Origin of the sequence: Actinomadura atramentaria DSM 43919, from assembly GCF_000381885.1 — a bacterium.
Classification (GTDB): Bacteria; Actinomycetota; Actinomycetes; order Streptosporangiales; family Streptosporangiaceae; genus Spirillospora; species Spirillospora atramentaria.
Genome location: NZ_KB907231.1, coordinates 1 through 14,144, shown reverse-complemented (window position 1 = coordinate 14,144; position 14,144 = coordinate 1). Strand labels below are relative to the sequence as shown.

Sequence of the window (14,144 nt, the reverse complement as noted above, 5' to 3'; positions counted from 1 at the left end):
GCCGGGGGGACCATCCCCGCGTGCGCGGGGAGCACCCTCGCTGACCTGGACCTCTGTCAGCCGCAACCCCCGAAAATCATGACTTTCATCGAACCCGACGAACACCCCAAACAAGGCATACGCATCATCCACCCCTTCACCGACGCACCCGACGACCCTGCCACAACCAAAGACGACCCCGGCGTGTTAACGACAACCCCACATCGACTTCAGCAACTCTGGCCCCGACAGCGGCCACCACGGACCCGAGAGCACCCGCATGCACCTGACCAACGAAGCCCGCCGAGCCATCACCGACTACGTGGACATCCACTCCCCGCCCCCGAAGAACACCCCCACAGCCCTATTGATCTTCGGAACCAACCAGCCCGCCCCCGCCGACATGGCCGCCGAGCTGCACCACCGAGGCCATGCCCCATTAATCATCGCCACCGGAGGCATCAACCGCCACAACGGAGTAATCGAAGGCCAGATGTTCCACCGGCTACTACGCGACCGCGACGTCCCCGAATCAGCGATCCGCTACGAAGACCGCTCGTCCAACACCCAGCAGAACATAGAGAACGCCCTCTCCTACATCAACGAAGCACTGGCAGCCGACCTCCCGATAACCGCCATCAGCAAATGGTTCCACCGCCGCACAATAAGCCTACTGGCAACCCTGGTACCCAACCTGAACACTTTCCACGCCCTAGGCTGGGAACCCATCTACGCCAACAACCCGGTCACCCGAGAAAACTGGCACGAAACCCCAGACGGCCACCGCCGCGTAACACGCGAATGGACCGAGGTAACCCGCCGCACCACCGAAGGCACCCTGTCCCCCACCAGCCGGACAACCCAAGGCTGGACAAGAACCGCCTGAGAAAAATCTGACGCCGAACTACCCGTAACCATCCCCACACGCGCGGGGAGCACGCCGCGCTTCGGCAGGTTCTCGCCGCTGTCGGGGGACCATCCCCGCACGCGCGGGGAGCACTTCCTGAAGAGCGGCGACCCGGCGGCTCAGACGGGACCATCCCCGCACGCGCGGGGAGCACGTGTCCCCATACGAGACCTACCACGCCCGCATGGGAACATCCCGCACGCGCGGGGAGCACATCACCGGGCTCAAGCGCGGGACGACCTACACGGGACCATCCCCGTACGCGCGGGGAGCACGGGCGCGCTCGTCCGCTGACGCCCCGATCCCGGGGACCATCCCCGCACGCGCGGGGAGCACAGCCGCGCCTGCCGCTGCTCCAACCACAACTGGGGACCATCCCCGCACGCGCGGGGAGCACTCGACCGCCACGGCTGAGACCGCTACGGCTGAGGGACCATCCCCGCACGCGCGGGGAGCACACTTGCTGACCTGGGTCGCAGTCAGCCGCAACACCCGAAAATTATCACTTCCATCAAGCCCGGCAAACGCCCCAAGAGGGGTGATTGCGACGCTCGCGCTCCGCGCCGACGCACCCGACAACCGTGCCATGACCACGGACGTCCCACCACCGCATCGACGCGCCTTCGACCGCGAAGTTGAATCCGCTCGACGGTTCCCCCCGGCGAATGCTCCGGGTCGGCGGTCCGCCAGCGGGCCGTCGACCCGCCCCGACTCACCTGCCACGACCCGGTCAGACCGGGCGAAGCAGCGCTTCGATCTGCGGGACACCGGCTGCGACATCGGTGAACAGCACCGTCGCCATGCCCAGGTCCTCGGCCGGTGGAAGGTTGTGGGCGGTGTCATCGACGAACACGCACTCCGACGCCGTCAATCCAATCTTTTCGACGCACAACCGATAGATCCGCGGATCGGGCTTGCGCAGCCCAACCCGATCAGAGATCACGACGGCGTCGAACCGCTCGTCCAGGTCGTAGCCGTCGTACGGGTCGTACTCGCCAGTGCCCCACGAATTCGACAACACAGCCGTCTTGATCCCCTCAGCCCGCGCACGCGCGACCAGATCCAGGATCGGCTGACACGGCCGCAGGTCGGCCAGCACCCGGCCGAGCAACCCCACCGGACTCACCCCCAGCAAACGCGCGAGAACCCGCGCGTACTCATGCTGGGGCACGCTGCCCACTTCCACCCCGGCGAGCACGGCCCGTCCCTCATCGCTGTCCCGCAGAACACGCTCGACAGCGCTTTCCCCGATCCCCTCCCGAACCCCGAAAGCGCGAAGCGCCCCATAGAAATCACTGGTGACGACACCCCCGAAGTCCAACAGCAACCCGCGCTTCCCACCAACACCGATCACTCGGCACCCCTCAAGCTCAACCCGCTCACTGCAACCGACCTCTCAGCTTCCGCCCACCCGCCGTCTCGCACACGGTGGCCACCCGTCGCGAGTAGACCGGCATGCCAAAGAGGGCGCGTTCGACGGGAGATCAGCCGCGCGCGGCGGATCTGCTGCGCTTCGCCGAGGAGCCCGGCGCGCTGCGCGGCTGAACCTGGCCGTCGCCGACCTCCCGCACCGGCCCGTGACGCGCTCATTCCGCGAGAGTAACCCCGACCGCGCCGAACATTGCCGCTCCAGGCAATATCACCGCCGTCGCCCGGCGTTGATCGCCGCAGCGCGGAGACACGAGCGCGGGAACGGACGGCAACCGCCCCGGTGCCCGCATTCCCTGGAGGACCCTGATGACCCCGGCGAACACGCCGTCCAGCCTCACTCGGCAGGCCGTCCCACCGGAATTCGCAGCGCTCCCCGAGTTCGTCCACGACCCGGCCGCGCAGATCCAGCGGACCAGGTCCCTGAACGAAACGCCGTTGGTCGACGACATCGCGCCGATGCCCGAGACCACGAGCGCACCGGTCCTGTGACCTGGGGGGAAGCGGATGCGGGGGTGCGGCGAAAAACCGGTGACCGACACCGACGCTGCGAAAGGCCCGCGATGACGAGGATGAGGACTCGGTGACCGCCGAGGTGCATCAGCACAGCGACAAGGCGATCATCGAGAGGTCTCGCCGGGATCCGGAGGCGTTCGCCGCGCTGTACGACCGGCACGCCCCGGCGATCCACCGGTACCTCGCCCGGCGGCTCGGCCGTGATCTGGCCGACGATCTGCTGGCTGAGACGTTCCTGCGGGCGTTCCGGCAGCGCGACCGCTACAACCCGGAACGCCTGAACGCCCTGCCCTGGCTGTACGGGATCGCCACCAACCTGATCGGCCAGCACCGGCGGCACGAGGTGCGGCTCTGGCGGGCCATGGCCCGGACGGGAGCCGACCCCGCTGCGATCTCGGCCGACGAGGGAGTGGCGGACCGGGTGGCCGCCCAGGGAGTCCGGCCGGATCTGGCGAGAGCGCTGAGCCGCCTGGAGCGCGGGCAGCGGGACGTTCTGCTGCTGACCGCGTCCGGCGACCTGTCCCCGGCCGAGATCGGCGCGGCCCTGGGCGTCGCCACCGGCACCGTCCACTCCCGGCTCAGCCGCGCCCGCACCAAGATGCGCGAGGCGCTGGGCGGGATCGACCCCCTTGACATAGGAGAGGAACAGCTCGATGGGTGAACTCCACCGCATGTACGACGAGGTGCCCCCGCCCAGCCCGGTGGTCCTGGCCGAGGGCCGGGCGCGGCTGACCGACCTCGCCCGCGACGGCGGGCGCCGGAACCCCCGTCCCCGTCGGACCCGCGGCCTGCTCGCGGTCGGCCTGGCCGGCGTGGTGACGGCCGCGGGCGCCGTGGCGATCGCCGTGCAGGGATCGGACGGCGGCGGCGCCCGCGAGTTCCGGCCGGTCAGCGCCCACGAGGTCCTGACCCGGGCCGCCGCCGTCGCCCGCCTGGAACCCGAGCTTCACCCGCGACCCGACCAGTACCTCTACGTCCGCTCCGTCGTCGCGTGGGGCCCGGGAAGGACCGCCCCGAACAAGCCGAGGGGGCAGCAGACACGTGAGCGCTGGGTGTCGGTCGACGGCTCCAGAACGGGCCTGCTCCGCGCCCCCTGCCGGCGCCAGCCCGCCAAGTCCTGCGACACCCCGATCGCCGTCGAGGACAGGAGCGCGCCCCTTCCCCGTCCGGGCAGCCATCTCTGGCTGGTACGTCAGTTGCCCGGACTGCTCAAGCGTTGGAAGCCCCAGCTCGACGCTCCCGCCCCCGCCGCGACCCCGGGCCGCGACAGGCCGTTCGGGACGTGGAGCTGGTACGGGATGAGCGACTTCGTCCAGGGTTACCTTCCCCCCGGACTACGCGCCCAGGTCTTCGAGTTCCTCAGCGGCGTCCCACGGGTCAAGGTGGACGAGCACGCCACCGATGCCCTGGGCCGTCCTGCCATCGCCCTTACGCAGAACTCCGGCGGCGCCCGGCTGGAACTGCTCTTCGACCGCGCCACCTACCGCTACCTGGGCAGCCGCTTCCTCGACCTGACGCCTCGCCCCAACGGCGGCGACTGGACGGACGAGGCCGAGAGCGGCGCCGGCGAGGTGAAGACCACCATCCTCCAAGTAAAGGTCGCCGACCGCCTCCCCTCCCGCTCCTGAGCGGACGCGGCAGGCTCGGCATCACCGGGATGCTGGGCCTGCCGCTCTCACCCAAGCACTGCCCCGCGGTCCAACGCGGCCATCCGCGCGCGTGCTGGCCGACGACCTCTGGGCGGGAAGCCGAACTCCCAGCCTCAGCAATCGTAAAGCTCAGACTCGATTTCTGGACACCGCCTGCATTTCCTCGCGCAAACTGCGCTGCACGTACGCCATTGCCTCCTGCGCGGCCGGATCGGCGAAACGGCTGCCCATTTCTTCCGGCGCGACGTCCTCCACTCGTTCGTGCAACCACCACAGGTGCCCCTGAAGGTCGCGGATGCGGGCGACGCGTTCGCCGAAGGCCAGCAGCGTCGGGCGGGTGACCACGCGCGCTCCCGCCGCGACGGCCCGGTCCACGGCCGACGCGACGTCGTCGACGTAGACGCGCAGGTGAGCGGGCGTCTCCGGCCAGTCCGGCTTGGCGTCGAACAGCATGATGACGCTGCCTCCCAGCTCGACCTCGACATGGCCGACGTCGCCGTCCGCGTCCAGCATCCGCGAGCCCGGCGTCTCCACCGCCCCGAACACCGACGCCAGGAAGCGCACCTCCGCGTCGGTGTCGCGACTGATCACCCACGCGTTGACGCGTGCGTACCGGTCCGGAACCTGCGTCTCATCCTGGAATGCCATACGGCCGATCATGGCAGAGACCAGGGACAATACCGCTCGCGCGCCCACGTCCGGCGGTACGAGGACCGGAGCGGGGGCGACCCGGCCCGCCGCCCCGGCCGCCGATCAGATCCGCGTCGCGAGCGGCACCGTGATCTCCTTCATCCACGCGCCCGTCGCGAAGTCACGCGCCTTGAGTACCACTCGATCCCGGTAGACCTCCACCTGAATCCTTTGGTTGAAGCTCCCGTCCACGGCCGACTCGCCGCCCTGCCCGTTGTCGGTGTAACCCGTCTGCACCGCGCCCGTGTTGATCACCGAGAAACCGTCGAGGTTCGCCGTCCCCGGCACCACGCGGCGCACGTACCAGTCCGAAAGCCCGAGATCCCAGTGCGTGTGCCCGCTGAACAGGAATACGTCCCGGTACCTGCCGAGCAGTCCGAGCAGCCGGTCCGCTTGCAAATAGTCGCTCATGTAGAGCTTGTTGCGCGTCCCCGAGACGGTGTTCGGCAGCGGATGGTGCGTGATCACCATGACGGGCTTTCGCCGCCGCGCCCAATAGGCCAGCCGGTCCTCGATCCACCGGAACTGCGCCTCGCTTATCCACACCTCGTCCCACAGTTTCTTGTCGTGGTAGTGCATGTAGCGCTCGGTGCCGATCGTGAGGACGGGGATTCCACCGAACGTCGTCTCCGCGAAAATCCGATTGCGCCCGGCGAACCGGTAGAAGCTCCGGAACAGCGAGTCCTCGGTCGTACCGTTGGGCCACGTGTCCTGCGCCAGCTTGTCGGGGTTGGCCCATTTGGGGACGTAGAACTCGTGGTTCCCGATGGCCCACGCGATCTTGCGCGGATGCGGATTCCGGTCGAACACCCGCCGCACCTCGGCGTATTCGGCGTCGTAGCCGCGCGGCGTGATGTCCCCGGCCACCGCGAGCCCGGAGCTGCGCGGGTTCGTGGCGCGCATGTCCTTCAGCGCGACGGCCAGATCACCGAGATCGCCCTGAATATCGCTGATGACGTTGAAGGCGGTCACCGGCGGACCGCCGCGCCCGACGCCGGCCTCCGCCGCCCCCGGCGCGAGCGCCCCGAGCGCGACGGCCCCGGCGGCGCCCGCCGCCCCGGCCATCAGTGATCTGCGTTCCATGCGTGGTTCCTTTCACCTCGCGCGGGGCGCGACGGATCGCGTCCCGCCCCGCGCGTCGAATCCGGACCCGCCATCGGTACGCGACCGACACGACCTGCGGGTGAACACCGCACGACCCCTGACCGAGCCGCTTTGGACCGATCCACACACGGTGACGACCGCCGCGCCCGTCAGCGTGAACTCTCCAGACGAGGCGACCGTCGCACCACGCCAGAAGGCCGCGCCTCGCCGAGTACGACCAGGCGGCATGACCGCGGGCGCGCTGACCCGGCGCCGTTCAGCCGCCGCTCGCCGGAGCGGGTGTGCGCGGCGGGCACGACCACGGTCCGGGACGGGCGTCCCGCCAGGCGAGGCAGTCCGCCAGCCGCGCCCGCGCCCACGGGTCCTGCGCGAGGTCCTCCGGAAGACGGGTCGTCTCGTCGATGAACGCCCCGGCGAGTTGCTCCGCGGTCAGCCCGCGGACGTCGCGCAGGTCGCTCCCGTCGAGCATCGTCCCGGCCAGCCGCACGCCGCGCAGGACCGCGCCGCGCAGGTCGGCGCCGACGAACGACGCGTCGCGCAGGTCGGAGCCGTCCAGCCAGGCGTCCCGCAGGTCCGCGCCGTTGGCGATCGTTCCGCGCAGGTCGGCGCCCCGGATCTGGGCGCGCCGGAGGTCCGCCCACGTCAGGAACATCCGCCGGAGGTTGGGCGACTCCGCGGCGTCCATGATCCGGACGCTCGCGCCCGCCAGCGTCGCCGCGCGCAGGTCGGGGCGGTTCGGTTCGTCGCGCGCGGGCCGGCGCGCCAGCACGGTGACCGCCGCGTCGATGTCGGCCGCGGGCTCGACGCGTCCGGAGTCGTCGGACCGGTGCCCGTAGGCCCCGTCGTCCAGTTCCGGACGGAGCGTGTTCCGGCGCACGTACGAGCAGAGCACGGCCACCACCGCCCCGTGGTCGACCGCCGACTCCGCCATGACGTGCTCCAAGGCGAAAATCCCGCCGATCCGCTCGTCGATCTTGTCGGACGCGAGCTGCGCTATCGCCTTGTTGAACCGGTCGGTGATCTGCCCCCGCCGCGACAGGTAGTACGTGCGGACGGTGAACCCCAGCGCGACCAGCGCGGATGTGCCGCCGAGCGCGGCCAGGACGATCTGCCGCACCGCGTTGATCGCGTCGGCGCGCTCCTTGCCGTCCAGACCGCGCACGGTCCGCCCCGCGACCAGCCACGACAACGGGCCGAGGACGAGGACGACGCCGAGCACGACGCCCAGCGCCGCCAGTGCGCCCAGCGCCCCGCGCGTCGCCACGGGATGGCGCGCCGACCACGACCGGCGCCACCGCGCGAACCGGGTCGCCAATCTCAGCACGGCCGGATACCGCTACGAGGCCCCGGCGACGAGGCCGACGCCCGCGAAGTGGGGGACCTCGCGGGGCGGCACCGGCGCGTCGGGACGCCACTGGGAGCAGGAGACGACACCCGGTTCCAGCAGTTCGACGCCCGTGAAGAACGCCGCGATGTCGTCGCGGGAGCGCGCGCAGATGGGCGTGCCGCCGCGCTCCATCACCGAGCGGACCGCGCGGCGCATCGCCTCGCCGTCCAGGGTCTCGCTCGTGTGGTCGCAGGTGTGGGAGACGATCAGCAGACTGCCCGGGGCGAGCGGCGCGCACAGGCGGCGGACGATGTCGCGCGCCTCGTCGCCGTCCAGGACGTGGTTGAGCACGCCGAGCAGCAGCAGCGCCGTCGGCCGTCCGAAGTCGAGCGTCCGCGCGGCGGCCTCGACGACCTTCGCCGGCTCGCGCATGTCCGCTTCGAGGTATTCCGTCACGCCTTCGGGGGAACTGCTCAGCAGCGCGCGGGCGTGGACGAGCACCAGCGGATCGTTGTCGACGTACACCACGCGCGACTCGGGCGCGAGACGCTGCGCGGCCTCGTGCGTGTTGACCGCCGTGGGCAGGCCCGACCCGACGTCCAGGAACTGCCGGATGCCGCGTTCCACCGCGAACCGGACGGCCCGTCCGAGGAACGCGCGGTCCTGGCGCGCGGAGACCGCGATGTCGGGGACGTACCGCAGCACCTCGTCCCCCGCCTCGCGATCGGCCCGGTAATTGTCCTTGCCGCCGAGCCAGTAATCCCAGATCCTCGCCGAATGCGGCACGCTCGTGTCGATGGCGGGCTGCGGTCCGGTGCTCATGAGGCCCCCTTCGCGAATCACGACGACCCTAGGGAGTGTTTCAGAGTCCCGGCCTACGGCAACTCGGGCCTGACCGGTCCTCGGCGCGCGCGGCATCGCTTCGCGGACAGTTAACACTCGCGTTCCTTCGGGACTCGCCCCAAGCGAATCGCGGGCGGCCTAGCCGAGGCGGCGTTGGTTGCTGGTGCCGCAGACGAGGCAGACGATCCAGTCGCGGCGTTCGCCGTCCTGGTCCCACGGCTCGCTGGCGACGTTGGATTCCTCCTCACCGCAGAAGAAGCAGTCGGATTCGGCGCCCGTCAACCGCCGCATCGGCCTGATCGGCCCGTCGCCGCGATTCTGGCAGCCCAGCCAGCCGCACCCGGCGCAGCGCCACCAGTTCTCGGGCCGGGTATGCGGCGGCGCGCCGGGGCGGCGGCCCCAGGCGTTGCGCCGTACCGCGACGCGAAATCCGTCGAGTTCGCGCCCGCAGCGCGGACATGCGACCGCCGTCACCGGCTCCTCCATTGACGTTCTCCCGGGAGCCGCCCCCGGCCCTCTGGAAACGCGAAGGACGGGGGCGGTACGGCCGTCAACCGCAGTTCATCGACGGGTTGTCGGAATCCTCGCCGAACCGCGTGCAGGTGTGCTGCACGCCCTTCAGGTCCGAGATCTCCGTCTGCCCGACGCGGCCCAGCCAGTAGACCTCGGGCGAGTCGGACGTCGCCTTCATGTGCGGGTAACGCAGGACCTCCCAGGACGGGAACTGGTCCTTGGTCGTTTTGACGTCGAACGTCGCGGTGTTGTTGACGGTCGCGCCCGGGACGTACTGGTGCGGCGTCAGCCAGAAGGTCGCGTTGATGCGCCCGAAGCTGCTCAGTTCCGGATAGCCCGATTCGGAGAAGCCGTTGACCAGCGAGACGTCGATGCGCGCGCCGCCGTTGCCGTACGGCTCGACCCAGTACTCGTTCTGCTCGATGTCGTTGGTGTCGGTGTTCTCCTTCGCGTGCGGCGTGCGGACCAGCGGCTTGGCGTTCCAGCAGTGGACCCACTGGAAGCACGAATGCTCGACGTAGATCCCGACGCGGCCCGTCGCGGTGTCCCAGGCGAGCGTTCCCTTGGCCCCCGCCTCGGGGTTCGTGCTGAACGAGCGGTGCTCGCCGATCTCGTCGTAGAACGACGTGGTGTTCGCGATGAAACCGCGGACCAGGACGATTCCGCGATCGGCGCCCTTCGGCAGCAGCGTCGCGCTCTCGTGCTGGTCGCCCGCGTTGGCGCCGCCGTCCAGGTGCTTCGCCTTGGCCTGCGACCACAGCGGATTGACGGACTCGTTCGGCGCCCAGCCGATCGGCCCGTTCTCGAAGACCTGCGTGAACCCGTATTCCGGGCTCGTGCTCGGGATCTCGTCGGTGACGGGATAGCCGTACGCGCCGTTCTCCCAGCCCGCGGCGGCCCATTTGTTGCCGATCTCGCCCCACACCGGGTGCGCGCCATTGGACCGGCTCGGGTGCCAGTAGATCGTGCCGCCCTCGTATTCCTGGCGCTTGCCCGCGCCGTCGGGGTTCGTGAACTCGTCGCTCTTCGGGAAGCCGAGTTTGCCGCCCTCCCAGCCGAGCGCGCCCCATTTACCGCCGATGTCGCCCCACACCGGGTGGGCGCCCGTCTCGGGGGTCCAGTAGATCGACCCGCCGTCGAAGGTCGTGAACTTCCCACGCCCGTTCGGGGTGGTCTGCTCGTCCGACCGCGGGCAGCCGAGCGGGCTGTTCGGGCCGTTCAGCTCGTCGTACTTGGCCTGGATCGCACCGTTGACCCAGTACGGACGCCCGCAGTACTGGCCGTCCGCGTACGCGGCCACCGGCGACGCGACCGCGGCGGTGACGGTCGCGGCGGCGAGGACGACGCATCGGCGCAGCGCTTTGTTGCGCGAAATCAAGGACCCACCCAATCTGTTGGAAACTGAGGTCTTTCCAGGAGCGGATTCGGCCCGGGAACCGAAATAGGGAGCACTGTTCCGGCCACCGGGCATGGCTGTTCCATCGGAGGTTGACCCAAATGAGGCTACGCCAAAGGAACACCGATGTCTATCTGTCCTTAAGTGTGAGACGTGCCACTGAGCCAATTCCGGAACGCCGCCGCAGGCCGCTCCTGGCCGCCTGCCAGACGGCCGCCGCGGCCGCGACCGCCCGCCCCGGGAACCCGAGGTGAAGGGCTCGGCCAAGATCCACTACGCCTACGCGCCGGACGACGACATCCGGTTCGACCTCGACGCGCGCGGCTTCTACACGCTGGCGCATGGCACGTTCCACTTCCGCCACACCGGCACCCTCCCGGACGGCACGCGCACCACCGGCGAGGCGTGGGGGACGATCGACTGCCTGGCCACCGGCGGCGACACCGCCACCCTGACCGGCACCATCACCCGGACGAACCCGCCGGGAATCATGTCCGGAGCCGTCGGATTCAGCGTGTCCGGCTCGGGCCGGCACCAGCGCTTCGGCTTTTCCTGGGGCGTTCTCCCGCCCGCAGCGGAACTCCCCCGCTGCTATGCCATCGCCCCGTTCACCACGGTCACGAGCGGCCAATTCACCGTCCGTGACGCACCCCTTCCCGCCGGCACTCCGCCCTGGCTCGAATGAATGCAAGAGGGAAACCCCTCCACTCCTGGGGCGCATTCCCCCTTTGGCCGCATGCGCACCGCTGGGAGGCTGGCGTCATTCCACCCCAGGAAAGACGGAAGGGTTCCCATGAGCAGTCTGAAGACGAGCGGCCGCGTCGCCGCAGTCATCGCGGCGGGCGCGATCGGCGCCGTGCTGGTCAACCCGGGAATCGCGAACGCCGCCACCGCGGCCCGCAGTTTCCCCAGCTCGGGCGTCGTCAAATTCGAGGCGAACGACACGACCAGCGGCAACAACGTCCGGGCCAGGATCACCGTCACCATCGACACGCTCGGCCGGTGGAATCTGTCCACCCACGTCTACAACGGCCATGTCGCGTGGCGGAACGTGACCGTGCAATGCACCGTCGGCCCAGGCTGGCAGGGGTCCACGACGTTCCGCAGCCCCCGGTTCAGGGTCGGCGGCCACGACCACAAGGACGCCAGTTGGAGCGGCCAGGACAACCAGGTCGGCCTCGACTACGCGTACTACGTCGGCCCGAACGGCTACGGCACCTGCGACGTCACCACCGGTTGACGGACGAACGCGAATGAGGGCCATGCCCGGAACACCAGTCCGGGCATGGCCTACGCGTTGCGCAGATACGCCAGCACGGCCAACACGCGGACATTGATGTCGCAGCGTTCATCGTCCTGCGGCAGCCCGAGCTTGCGAGAAACCGCGGTGATCCGCTTCTCCACGGTTTTCAAGCTGTAGTTGAGTTCCCGCGCGATGGCCCCGTTCGACCGTCCCTCGGCCATCAGCGCGAGCACCTGCCGCTCGCCGCCGGTGAGTTCGCGGAGCGGATCGACCGTGCGGCGCCGGTGCATCACCCGCTGGATCACCTCGGGATCGACGACGACCTCGCCCCCGGCCACCCGCCGCACCGCGTCCACGAGCCGGTCGGTGTCCTGCACCCGGTCCTTGACCAGGTACCCGACCGAATCGGCCGCCACTTCCAGAAGCCGTACGGCGTAGGACGTCTCGGCGTAGTGCGAGAGCACGAGCAGGCCGACGGACGGATGCCGGGCGCGAATCCACGCGGCGGCCTGCAACCCTTCGTCCCGGTGATCAGGCGGCATCCGGATGTCCAGCACCACGACGTCGGGCGGGACGACCTCCACCGCGCGCAGCAGTTCGGGCAGCGACGCCGCCTCGCCGGTCACCGCGAACCCGCGCCGGGTGAACGTCTCGACGAGCATCTGCCGCAACAATCCCGAATCGTCGGCGATCAGCAGCCGCACGGCGTCCTCCCGGGCGGCCGACAGTGGTCAGATGACCGTCCGCGATGACCGGCCAGAGCAGAATGTCGCCGTGTCATCGACTGACACCATCGGCGGAATGCGCGGCCGACCGGTACGGGCGCTCTCGCTGGCCGCCGCCGGTCTGCTGACCGCCCTCGTGGTGACCCTGCTGACCTGGCGCAACGCCCCGTACAGCGCGCCGGTCTGGCTCATGATCGAACTGCCGGGCGTGCTGTTCGCCGTCTCCGGGCTCGTCCTCGGGCTGCGCCGTCCGGGCCGGGGCGTCGGCCCGCACATGGCCGTCGTCGGCTGCGCCTGGTACGCGGGCGCGCTCCAGGCGAGCGACCACCGGTGGCTGTTCGTGGTCGGGTACGTGCTGTTCTTCGTCCCGCTGGTGGTCTTCACCCACATGGTGCTGGCGTTGCCGGACGGGCGGCTCACCCGCGGCGGACGCGTCAACGTCACCGCCCAGTACATCGCCGCGGTCCTGCTCCAGGTCGTGAACCTGCTGCGGGACGGCACGCCGGAACCGGAGATGTGGGGCCGGAACGGCGGACGCCAGGCCGACTCGTTCTGGGGCTGGCTGGGCAACGGCCTGATGCTCGCGTTCGTCGTGGTCTCGGTCGGCCAGGTCGTCCGCAAATGGCGCCGATCGGGCGGCCCGGAGCGGCGCGAGTACACGCTGGTCTGGGCGTCGGTCCTCGGCGTCGGCGCGGTGACCGGCGGCACCGCCGTCCTCTACCTGGTCGGCGTGAGCTGGCTCGACCGGCAGCGCCTCGCGGCGGCCCTCGGGCTGAGCGTGCTGGTCATGCCGCTCGCGGTCGCGGCCGGGCTGCTGCGCGCCCGGCTGGCCCGGCTCGCGGTCGCCCGCCTCGTCGTCCGGCTCGACCAGGCGGTCGAGCCCGCCGAGGTGCAGGCCGCGGTGTCGCGCGCGCTCGGGGACCCGAGCCTGCGGCTGCACTTCCCGCTGCCCGGCGGCGCGGGCTACGTCGGGGTGGACGGCCGCACCGTCCCGGCGCTGATCCACGCCGGCCAGGCCACGACGGCGGTCGAGCGCCAGGGCCGCGTGCTGGCCGTGCTCGTCCACGACCCCGCGCTGCGGCGGCAGCGTCCGCTGGTCGAATCGGTCGTCGCGGCGGCGCGCCTCTCGCTGGACAACGCGCGCCTGTACGCGGCTCAACACGCTCAACTGGAGCAGCTCCGCGAGTCGCGCGCCCGCGTCGTCGTCGCGTCCGACGCCGAGCGGGTGCGCATCCAGCGCGACCTGCACGACGGCGTCCAGCACAAACTCCTGACGATGGGCATGTTCCTCGGCCGGGCCCGCGACGGCCTGACCGCCCGGGACGACGTCCTTGCGCGGCGGCTCGACACCCTCGGCACCATGATCGCCGAGGTCATCCGGGACGTGCGCGACCTCGCGGAGGACATCTGCCCGCCCGCCCTCGCCGAGCAGGGCCTGGCCGCCGCGATCGAGTCGGTCGCCGAACGCGCCCCGCTGCCCGTGGTCGTGGACATCCCGCCGACGCGCTGGCCCGAGCACGTCGAGCGCGTCGCGTACTTCGTCGTCGCGGAGGCGCTGGCCAACGTCTACAAGCACGCCGAGGCCGGGGCGGTGACCGTGCATGTCGCTGACGAACCCCTCCGGCTGGTCGTCACCGTCCGCGATGACGGGCGGGGCGGCGCGGACCCGGACAAGGGCAGCGGTCTGCGCGGCCTGCATGACCGGGTCGGGGCCCTGGGCGGGACGCTGACCGTCGACAGCGTCCCCGGCTCGGGCACCGTTCTCGTCGCAACCCTACCGATCTGACCCGATATCGACAGGAGGGAAAACCCTCAACCACCGGG

15 protein-coding genes are annotated in these 14,144 nt (G+C 70.4%); 7 read left to right on the top strand and 8 right to left on the bottom strand.

The features are described from left to right. Positions 1 to 259: 259 nt before the first annotated feature. Entirely contained in the window at positions 260 to 865 is a 606-nt protein-coding gene (locus G339_RS38345; protein WP_084693553.1) for a YdcF family protein, read from the top strand. A 751-nt stretch (positions 866 to 1,616) separates the two neighbouring features. On the opposite strand, the gene G339_RS0131640 is transcribed toward G339_RS38345, so the two are convergent. Further along, positions 1,617 to 2,240, bottom strand: coding sequence for an HAD family hydrolase (locus G339_RS0131640; RefSeq protein WP_019635074.1), 624 nt, complete (start codon positions 2,238 to 2,240; stop codon positions 1,617 to 1,619). A 383-nt stretch (positions 2,241 to 2,623) separates the two neighbouring features. Between G339_RS0131640 and G339_RS0131635 the strand changes: the two genes are divergently transcribed. The 3 genes from G339_RS0131635 (at position 2,624) to G339_RS0131625 (ending at position 4,458) form a co-directional block, all read left to right on the top strand. Beyond that, a complete protein-coding gene (locus tag G339_RS0131635) occupies positions 2,624 to 2,806 on the top strand; it encodes a hypothetical protein (protein ID WP_019635073.1) in 183 nt (60 codons plus the stop codon). 91 nt (positions 2,807 to 2,897) lie between these two features. Continuing rightward, complete coding sequence (locus tag G339_RS0131630) at positions 2,898 to 3,491, top strand: RNA polymerase sigma factor (protein WP_019635072.1); 594 nt, start codon at positions 2,898 to 2,900, stop codon at positions 3,489 to 3,491. Continuing rightward, the gene (locus G339_RS0131625) at positions 3,484 to 4,458 is read left to right on the top strand and encodes a CU044_5270 family protein (RefSeq protein WP_019635071.1); all 975 of its coding nucleotides are present in this window, start codon (positions 3,484 to 3,486) and stop codon (positions 4,456 to 4,458) included. The genes G339_RS0131630 and G339_RS0131625 overlap by 8 nt, the downstream gene beginning before the upstream one ends. A gap of 150 nt (positions 4,459 to 4,608) precedes the next feature. Here G339_RS0131625 and G339_RS0131620 read toward each other — a convergent pair whose 3' ends face one another. The 6 genes from G339_RS0131620 to G339_RS0131595 form a co-directional block, all read right to left on the bottom strand. Then, complete coding sequence (locus G339_RS0131620; protein ID WP_033324961.1) at positions 4,609 to 5,127, bottom strand: VOC family protein; 519 nt, start codon at positions 5,125 to 5,127, stop codon at positions 4,609 to 4,611. A gap of 105 nt (positions 5,128 to 5,232) precedes the next feature. After that, positions 5,233 to 6,252, bottom strand: a complete 1,020-nt coding sequence (locus tag G339_RS0131615; protein ID WP_026341953.1) for a metallophosphoesterase family protein — start codon at positions 6,250 to 6,252, stop codon at positions 5,233 to 5,235. Positions 6,253 to 6,529: 277 nt separating this feature from the next. Further along, positions 6,530 to 7,537: a pentapeptide repeat-containing protein gene (locus G339_RS36025; protein WP_157408139.1), complete on the bottom strand. Its 1,008-nt coding sequence runs from the start codon at positions 7,535 to 7,537 to the stop codon at positions 6,530 to 6,532. Positions 7,538 to 7,609: 72 nt separating this feature from the next. Then, a complete protein-coding gene (locus tag G339_RS0131605) occupies positions 7,610 to 8,422 on the bottom strand; it encodes an SAM-dependent methyltransferase (RefSeq protein WP_019635068.1) in 813 nt (270 codons plus the stop codon). Positions 8,423 to 8,581: 159 nt separating this feature from the next. Beyond that, positions 8,582 to 8,929: a hypothetical protein gene (locus G339_RS0131600; protein WP_019635067.1), complete on the bottom strand. Its 348-nt coding sequence runs from the start codon at positions 8,927 to 8,929 to the stop codon at positions 8,582 to 8,584. A 64-nt stretch (positions 8,930 to 8,993) separates the two neighbouring features. Beyond that, entirely contained in the window at positions 8,994 to 10,334 is a 1,341-nt protein-coding gene (locus tag G339_RS0131595) for an LGFP repeat-containing protein (RefSeq protein WP_019635066.1), read from the bottom strand. A gap of 268 nt (positions 10,335 to 10,602) precedes the next feature. Between G339_RS0131595 and G339_RS36020 the strand changes: the two genes are divergently transcribed. Next, entirely contained in the window at positions 10,603 to 11,037 is a 435-nt protein-coding gene (locus G339_RS36020) for a hypothetical protein (protein WP_019635065.1), read from the top strand. A 108-nt stretch (positions 11,038 to 11,145) separates the two neighbouring features. Then, on the top strand, positions 11,146 to 11,592 hold the full coding sequence (locus G339_RS0131585; protein WP_019635064.1) for a hypothetical protein: 447 nt from the start codon (positions 11,146 to 11,148) through the stop codon (positions 11,590 to 11,592). A gap of 50 nt (positions 11,593 to 11,642) precedes the next feature. Here the strand turns inward: G339_RS0131585 and G339_RS0131580 are convergent, their stop codons facing one another. Then, positions 11,643 to 12,299, bottom strand: coding sequence for a response regulator transcription factor (locus tag G339_RS0131580; RefSeq protein ID WP_019635063.1), 657 nt, complete (start codon positions 12,297 to 12,299; stop codon positions 11,643 to 11,645). A gap of 70 nt (positions 12,300 to 12,369) precedes the next feature. Here G339_RS0131580 and G339_RS36015 point away from each other — a divergent pair, with 70 nt between their 5' ends. After that, a complete protein-coding gene (locus tag G339_RS36015; protein WP_157408137.1) occupies positions 12,370 to 14,106 on the top strand; it encodes a sensor histidine kinase in 1,737 nt (578 codons plus the stop codon). Positions 14,107 to 14,144: the final 38 nt, after the last annotated feature.

What these genes read in the sequence shown, in the direction of transcription:
- G339_RS0131600 (WP_019635067.1), bottom strand. Translation starts at nt 8,929, where the DNA reads ATGGAGGAGCCGGTGACGGCGGTCGCATGTCCGCGCTGCGGGCGCGAA.
- G339_RS0131620 (WP_033324961.1), bottom strand. Translation starts at nt 5,127, where the DNA reads ATGGCATTCCAGGATGAGACGCAGGTTCCGGACCGGTACGCACGCGTC.
- G339_RS0131635 (WP_019635073.1), top strand. Translation starts at nt 2,624, where the DNA reads ATGACCCCGGCGAACACGCCGTCCAGCCTCACTCGGCAGGCCGTCCCA.
- G339_RS0131585 (WP_019635064.1), top strand. Translation starts at nt 11,146, where the DNA reads ATGAGCAGTCTGAAGACGAGCGGCCGCGTCGCCGCAGTCATCGCGGCG.
- G339_RS0131625 (WP_019635071.1), top strand. Translation starts at nt 3,484, where the DNA reads ATGGGTGAACTCCACCGCATGTACGACGAGGTGCCCCCGCCCAGCCCG.
- G339_RS0131615 (WP_026341953.1), bottom strand. Translation starts at nt 6,252, where the DNA reads ATGGAACGCAGATCACTGATGGCCGGGGCGGCGGGCGCCGCCGGGGCC.
- G339_RS0131605 (WP_019635068.1), bottom strand. Translation starts at nt 8,422, where the DNA reads ATGAGCACCGGACCGCAGCCCGCCATCGACACGAGCGTGCCGCATTCG.
- G339_RS38345 (WP_084693553.1), top strand. Translation starts at nt 260, where the DNA reads ATGCACCTGACCAACGAAGCCCGCCGAGCCATCACCGACTACGTGGAC.